The sequence below is a fragment of the Phocaeicola sp. genome (genome assembly GCF_048170425.1).
GTDB lineage: Bacteria > Bacteroidota > Bacteroidia > Bacteroidales > Bacteroidaceae > Phocaeicola.
Genome location: NZ_DBEXBB010000141.1, coordinates 1 through 8,143, shown reverse-complemented (window position 1 = coordinate 8,143; position 8,143 = coordinate 1). Strand labels below are relative to the sequence as shown.

4 protein-coding genes are annotated in these 8,143 nt (G+C 45.0%); all 4 read right to left on the bottom strand.

The window, feature by feature from the left end:
• Positions 1 to 4 precede the first annotated feature (4 nt).
• On the bottom strand, positions 5 to 1,657 hold the full coding sequence (locus ACMJ0U_RS05540; RefSeq protein WP_417128712.1) for a glycoside hydrolase 43 family protein: 1,653 nt from the start codon (positions 1,655 to 1,657) through the stop codon (positions 5 to 7).
• A 147-nt stretch (positions 1,658 to 1,804) separates the two neighbouring features.
• Positions 1,805 to 3,694: a glycoside hydrolase family 97 catalytic domain-containing protein gene (locus ACMJ0U_RS05535; protein WP_417128713.1), complete on the bottom strand. Its 1,890-nt coding sequence runs from the start codon at positions 3,692 to 3,694 to the stop codon at positions 1,805 to 1,807.
• A gap of 126 nt (positions 3,695 to 3,820) precedes the next feature.
• Entirely contained in the window at positions 3,821 to 5,275 is a 1,455-nt protein-coding gene (locus tag ACMJ0U_RS05530) for a glycoside hydrolase family 30 protein (RefSeq protein ID WP_417128711.1), read from the bottom strand.
• A 53-nt stretch (positions 5,276 to 5,328) separates the two neighbouring features.
• On the bottom strand, positions 5,329 to 7,830 hold the full coding sequence (locus tag ACMJ0U_RS05525) for a family 43 glycosylhydrolase (protein ID WP_417128709.1): 2,502 nt from the start codon (positions 7,828 to 7,830) through the stop codon (positions 5,329 to 5,331).
• Between the last annotated feature and the right edge of the window lie 313 nt (positions 7,831 to 8,143).

Here is an 8,143-nt window from a genome sequence, read left to right as displayed (position 1 = left end):
TCTTTTATTTTTCCACACGAAACCAGTCTACATCTACCCAGCCACGCTCCTTTCCATGAGGAGTTACGCTGAACATTCCCACCTTGGCACCAATCCATTTTCCCTGGCGAGCTTTGAACAGCGTGCCGGCCTCCGTAAATTTCTTTCCATCCAGACTATAGCTAAAGCGACAATATGCCTCTTTGCCCACATGTACCCTTATGTAAATCTCTCTTTCGTAATTAGGGAACAAACCTGCTTCAAACTTCTTGCTGGGCTCTAATACGGCCAATGTAGAAACCTGCTCCAAGTTACCCTGTTCTGCATCCTTACATATCGCCTGCTTCAGCAAGAACTTTTCTCCCTGTTTTTCCACTCCTATCCAAGAGTAAGCCCAGCCCATAACGATGAGCCCCGAAAGTTGTCCGTCATCTTTTGCCGAAACCTTTAATTTTGCTGTAGCTGTAAATTCCTCTGCCGGGAATTTTTGCATCAACAGATTGGGTACTTCCCAGAAATTCTTAAAATGCGAAGAAAGTTCATGTCCATAAATACGGGCATATCCCATATTCGTCGTAAAGCCGAACACATCCTGATAATTTGCATGCCATTCCCATTGCAAACCCAGCTTACGAGTATCAAATTCATCACTCTCCACAGGCGTTTCTATCGGATACGTTTTATCGGTTTTAGGTTTACGATAGCGGCTCACAGGGTCTCCACAACCATCGCCATCCTTATCTACTCCAATTACCGGCCAGTCATTTACCCATTTCATCGGATTCAGATGCAATACACGTCCATAAGCCCCCTTATCCTGGAAATGCAAAAACCACGATTCACCGGCCGGAGTATCTACCCATCCTCCCTGATGCGGACCGTTGATGTCCGTTTTTCCTTGTGCCATGACAATCCGGGGCTCGTACGGTCCGTATACATTTTTCGAACGCATCACCAGTTGCCATCCGGAAACGACCCCGCCTGCAGGTGCAAACAGATAATAAAACCCATTACGCTTATAGAACTTTGCTCCTTCAATGGTATGATTTACGCCGTCATTCCCGTCAAACACCAGTACTGGGTCTGAAATGACCTTTGTACCTTCCTTATTCAACTCACACACCGTCAGCACACTATTGAATTTCGCCCGGCTTCCAGCCCAGGCATGAGCCAGATATACCCGCCCGTCGTCATCCCATAACGGACAAGGATCAATCATCCCTTTGCCAGCCTTTACCAGCACCGGTTTATCCCATTCTCCATACGGATCACAAGTCTTTACCATAAAAATGCCAAAATCCGGATCACCCCAGTAAATATAGTACATCCCTTCATGAAAACGAATGGAAGGTGCCCATACGCCTTTCCCATGACGGGCTTCATTGTAATATTCCACCGGTTCCACCTTTTTCAAAGCATAATTCACAATTCTCCAGTTTACCAAGTCCTTTGAATGAAGGATGGGCAATCCTGGTGTGCAATTAAAACTGGAGGCCGTCAAAAAATAGTCCTCTCCTACCATGCAGACATCCGGATCAGAATAATCCGCATGAAGCACAGGATTCCGGTACATGCCATTCCCTTCATCAGCCACCCAGACCTCAGAGCGATACTGCGCCATCGCAGGATGAAACATGCCGCAAACCGACAAACTTAATATCAAAAACAATCCTTTCATTCTTCTTTCAATTTAAGTACTCCCCAAAACAATCTTTTACCAAAAGAAAAAATACCCAAAACTTAAAAATCCATTTATCTAAATACATTTCGTTTATAAATACGAATCAGACTCTCCTTACACCTAAAAGAAGAATCTAAAAATTACTTAAAAGGATTCTCCTCCGTATTTCTTATAAGCTTTTGCTTCTTTTTCAGTCACGGGCACCAGTCTCACGGCTGCTCCACCTCTTGGTTTTAGGGTAAACTTTATCACATCCTCAGCTCCGACCAGCACATACGAACATTTCACCCGTGTCTTTGTCTTCACTTCTTCTCCCCCATCGGTATAAATTGATGCCAGATACGTCTGATTCTTGTCCAGGAAAGAACAATCCAGCGTTTCATCAGAACCGTCATTGTTAATCAGCATACCCACAAACCACTCTTTCCCTTTCCGACGAGCCATGGTGATATTTTTACCCGGCATACCATCCAGCACGTGCGACTCATCAAATACAGTCTGCAGATTTTCAAACCATTCAATCTCCGATTCACCGTTGTAGAATTGGGGACGGTCATACCAGAAAATTGTCATCAACGGACTATAAAATACCAATGAAGCCGCCAGCTGATGCGCATGCGTATTCTTCAAGCGCTTGTCATAATAACAGATAGTATAATCTGCGGCTCCGTTAATCATACGCGTAAACGGAAGAATGGTACTGTGTGTAGCATCCGGAAACTCTTCATTCCCCAAGATACCCTCCTGTGTCAGCAAGTTCGGATAAGTACGGCTGAATCCTGACGGACGGAACTCATCATGAATATTCATCATCAGGTTATTCTCTGCAGCCAGACGCACCATGTCGTGCAACCAGGTAGCCCAGCGGTGACTTGCATACTGCACAAATCCCGATTTCACTCCCACAATGCCCCATTTATGCAACAGCGGGAACAATTCGCGCATCTGCTTCTGCAAAGCATGCTGGTTGACATACAACCAAATACCTACACCTTTCTTCTTTCCATACGCCACTACTTTCGGCATGTCCAGTTTTGACACCACCTTCGTGGCATCCCCATCATGTGAAGTACAGGGCATATACCACTGCCAGTCAAAAAGCATGTACGGAATACGGTGTTCCGCACAGAAATCAATGGTCTTCAAAGCCTGGTCTGTTGTAAGCGATGTTTCGCGCATGATTTTTCCCGGCTTAATCCAGTTAGTATTCTTAATCTCACAGGGAGGATTCAAATTTTCGATAATATAATTGTGTTCCAGCAATTCTCCCGGCTTGTCAGCTGCCATGATGACTTTCCACGGCGTTGCATAATAAGTAACAATATCTACCGGACTGTACATGACAGAAGTCAATGTATGCTGTTTTTCAGCAGAAGACTGAAACTTAGTCAGACACCAGTCGTCCACATCCGCATCGGTCAATGCTGCCCAAACTCCATTAGGCAATTCCAGCGTCAAGGCACGTTCCACCGGCTTCTTCAGCGCATTCACGTCCAGGTATTCAAAATGCGCCTGTGCCCATTGTTCGGCCCAAGCCTTGGTCCCTTCCGGAAAAGTATACTCCGTCAAATCCCCTACTACCTTATGAAATATAGCTTTCGGATGTTCCGGGAAATAATAACGAAAAGCCACCCCTTCATCGTAGGCTCGCACTTCCACATTCAAACGGTAATTGGAGCCATCCTTTTTCGACAAATATAGCGTGCCCCATTTGTAGTTATCACGCACCGAACTGCGTTCCCCATAAAGCGGTGTCCAAGTAGCGTCATGGCTGCCGTAAGCCACTGAATCCACCTCCAGATTGTCCATCCAACATGCCGGCTGAGGCAATTTACGCATCCCCAAAGCCATTTCCCAGACACGATTGTCCAGTTGTAACCCAGCCTGCGATTCCTTCACTACCTGTTTCCCGTTGTAATTTACCTCATAGCAAAGTACATTGGCTCCGGAAGCCGATTTTTTCTCATAAAATTTTACCTTATGTGTACCTTCCGGAGAAGACAAATTCAATTCTATTGGTTCTGCCGCACACATTGCAGCTCCAAGAACCCATAATCCTAACGTCAAAGACAAGTTCTTCATATTCCTGTTTATTGTTTTTTATAGAAATACGAATAACTTGTCCCGACTACTCAATCAAAATGTAATTTTCTTTGATTTTTATTTCACTTGAAACTCAAACGTATTAAAGGAATGAGCCTGCAAAGTCGCATTCAGCCATTTTTCTCCCAACTTCACCGTTAGTTGCTGCGGACTATCCTGGAAGTTTCCAGCCACCACCACGGTTTTTCCTTCTGGAGTCTGTACTACCAGCACGGGCTTCTTGTCCTCACCCGTCGGCTTAAACGCCATCACCTTCGTACCCGGCATCAGGAAACGAGTGTAATGCTTCACTGCATAATATTCCGGCGTAAAGATAGCCTTAGCCTGTTTGGAATCCACCCGTATCAAGGCATTCTGCTTCCATCCCCACGGACTTACTCCTTCATCCGCCAGAATCGGATTCCAGAAAGTATACTCCTCACAGCCATTTCCCAAATAATGATTCATCAGATGAAACGTATGCTCTGCCGCTTTCCAGTCGAAAGCCCCCCATCCGCATTCACTTTCAGTCTGCACATAGTTATAATTCGGATATTTCGCACGCAGGCGGGTCAGCAACTGTCCTCCTTCCCACTGTAGTCCTATTCCTTGAATCGTTTCAGGCATACGCGGATCATCCAGCACCTTTTCGATCACCTCATAACGGTTCGTATTGATGGTTCCGAAATACAATTTCACGTCCGGATGCGCTTTCTTCAGTGCCGGAGCCAGATACTCTACGTTGAAACGGATAATCCCCTCCGGTGTCCATGCACATCCCGGATAAGGCGTATAGCTCCACGATTCATTTTGAAACATCACCATCTTTATGGGAATATTCAACTCCTTATATGCGGAAACAAACTTGCAAAAGAAATTCGCGTATGCCGACAGGTAACGAGGATCTTGAATAAAGAAGTCCGTTTCAGCCAGTTCAGCCGGGAACACCCCATCTGTCTTAGGCCCTTTATTGCCTTGCAAATAATAATCCTTCGCCGGGTGCATCGTATTATATTTATCACTGCGCACCGGATAATCCTGATTGATTTTCATCCAGCTGGGCGGACTCCATGGAGAAATCCAGAAAGTCATGTTCGGATTATAACGCTGGGCCGACTTGATATACGGCACAAGCGAAGTTTTATCGCGGTCTATATTAAAATGCTTCAATTCAAAATCTCCCGGTACCTCGTCGCAGCTGTACCAGTTGCGTGAGAAATCGTTTGCATTCATCGGAAAACGCCCCAACGTAAAGCGCAAATCACCTTCCGGAGCAAACAGTTTTCTCAGAATATCTTCCTTCTCATTACTGGGCAGCACATTCAACGCATCCCATCCCAATTCATTGAAACAGGTACCCCAAGCCTTGAAAACGACTACAGAATCTCCCTTATCTACCGATAAATCAGCAGCTGTTCCTCCTGCTTTCGTTTGTAATTTCACCTTGTTCCGGGTCCAGGTCTTTCCTTCACAACTACTAACCCAATCACATGTCTGTGCCTGCACGGATACCTCAAACAGTGCAAGTCCCATACAACTGAAGCAAATTTTTCTCCATTGCATTTTCATAGCATCATATCTTTTTTCTATTTCTCAAAAGAATTTCCATCCGTTTGCTGGCGAAGGAATGTCTCACGATCATACTTCCGCTGATGCGTTTTCCAGTATTCCTCCAGATTATCTGCTTCCTCTTTTGTCAGATGAATCACTGCTCCGTGCTTGGGCGAAGTGTAATTGGTAGTTTTCATGACACCCTCATTGAAATGGCCCAAGTCCTTAAAATGTACAAAATCGGAAGTTTCCGCAAAGCCGAAATTATGGGGATGAATGCTGAAAATGTCATACATCAATACCCACTTTTCCTCTCCAATCCTTTTCCATACGTTGGGGGCTTCGCATGCCTTGGGTTCAAAGTCATACCAACGGGCATCATACACATAACCACCGTTCATCCGGTCGGATATCGCCTGCTTGATGCCACCGATACCATCGTGTGCTACATAAAACAAATGATATTTATCTCCTATCTTGGTTATATCTCCATCAATAGCAGACACCCCATCCATCGGATACTCAAACAAAATCTGAGGCGTGCTTTCTATCTTATTGAAATCATCGTTTACATACACATAGTACAATTTATTGGCCTCACTCTTGAAACGCATGGTGTAATAAATCATCAGCTTGCCTTTCTTGTCATCGTAAGCCACTTCGGGCGCCCATACACAACCAACTTCACTCAATCCGGCAGAAAGTTTGTCAAAACGGATGTTTGCCCGGTTCCAGTGAATCAAATCCCAGGATTTCATCAATACAAGTCCCCGGTTATTTCCCCAACCGTATTCCGGTCCGCGTTCCCACTCTGTCTTGCGATAGCCGTCGCGCAAACCAAACACATGCAAGTCGGTCATGGCCAGGTAAAAGGCTCCATCCGGTCCACGGAAAATATGCGGGTCACGGATACCTCGCTGATAGGCTATCGTATCACCTGCCAGCACAGGCTCTCCTTCATTCACCGCTGTAAAAGTATAACCGTCACGACTCACGGCCATATACAAACCGTGTGTCTCATCCCGATGGAAAACCATCAGATAGGCTCCCATATCTTTCTCTTCCGGAATGGCATTGCGGTAACGGAAATTGCGGAAACCTGTTTTCCCTTTTCCGGCAGCCAATAAGGCCGGACGAAGAGCGTAAAATCCTTTATACACATTGTGATTCAGACGAGCGACATCCACATTCTGGGCAAGCACTTCCCAAGACTTTCCATCTGCACTGATCGACATTTTCAGGCGGTTTCCCTGATTTAGCAGTTTCACCCGGAAGTTTTTACCGACTTTATTGGTTACCGTCAAAGGCTTTTCTTCTCCCCGGTACACCGTAAAATTCTTTCCATCAGAAGTCACTCCCGCGTAGGCTTCTTCATTGTAGTACAACAACAGACCTCCGATGTTTCCATTTCCCAATCTTACTTCTACTTCCGTTTCATAGCATTTGTCCATAGCTGTAACCAACAACAGACGGCCGTCTGCCGGAGTGCGTCCCTTGGCCTTCACCTGCATTTCTCCCTCCGTAAATGTCAAAGTTTGGGGAGCATATTCCTTCCAGAACGTCCACTGAATGCCCAATTCCGGTTTACTGAAATTATCCGACAGTTCCATCTTCCATTCCGGTTGTCTGTTTTCGCTTAACCAGACAGCGGCCTGTTTCGTACGGCACCATCCGTCGCTGGTCCATTCTATCGGTTCAATTAAGGTAGAGCGTCCCAACGTATGGTATCCGTTAGCATAAGCATGATACACCACCCACCAGTTGCCGTTCACGTCATCTACCAGGGTACCATGACCTTTTGACCACCAGTTTTCACTGGCACTGTAAGTATGTACAATGGGATTATAAGGCGAATTTTCCCACGGACCGAACACCGATTTGGAACGTGCCACCACACACATGTGGCTGGTAGCCGGACCGGCAGTTCCTCCTTCAGCCGACATCATGTAATAATATCCGTCTTTATAAAGTAGTTTGGGAGATTCCAGATACATATCCTTCCCTTCTGTAACCCAGTTGGCCGGATATTCCCATCCGTCGTACACCTTCCTGCTTTTTCCAGTAACTTTCAATCCGTCATCACTCAAAGGAGTAATCCAACCGTTGTTGGTAAACAGGTAACGCTTTCCGTCTTCACCTACCACATGACCGGGGTCAATGCCTTTTACCTCCAGCTTTATCGGCTTGCTCCACGGACCGCGAATATCATCGGCATAAATCACGTAATTTTCACCCGTCGATGTGGGATAGTAAATATAATAACGACCTTGATACTTCAGCAAGTCGGGTGCCATAGCTGATCCTTCATACTCAGGTAGGGCTCTGCAAACCGGCTCCCAATGCATCAAATCAGTGGAATGCCAAATGAGGAATCCTGGTGCATAATAAAAAGGAGAATGCGTCATGTAATAATCCTTCCCATCACGCAGAATGGAAGGGTCCGGATAATCACCGGGGAAGATAGCTTTAGGAAATTGTGCCCATATTCCATTCCCCACAGCAATAAAAAGCACAATAAACAACAATAGTTTTTTCATGGTATTTATCAGATTTGTAATTCAAATGTACAAATATAAAATTTTCTCTTAAGGACTGAAAATAAAGACAATAAAAAAAGTGTAAAACACACAATAATAGATTTACAAAAAAACACAAGTGCGTTTGATGTAAAACACCTTTGTGTTTTATCTTAAATGTACTTGCGTTTCAAGTAAAATGAACTTGCGTTTTAGTTCAAACGTACTTGCGTTTTTTCGACCTCAATATCAATACTCTGAAGTGTACTGAATTTAGTTGACAGGTTAATAATTAAAATCATATATAGGTTTACACCTTTTCGTATTAAAATCT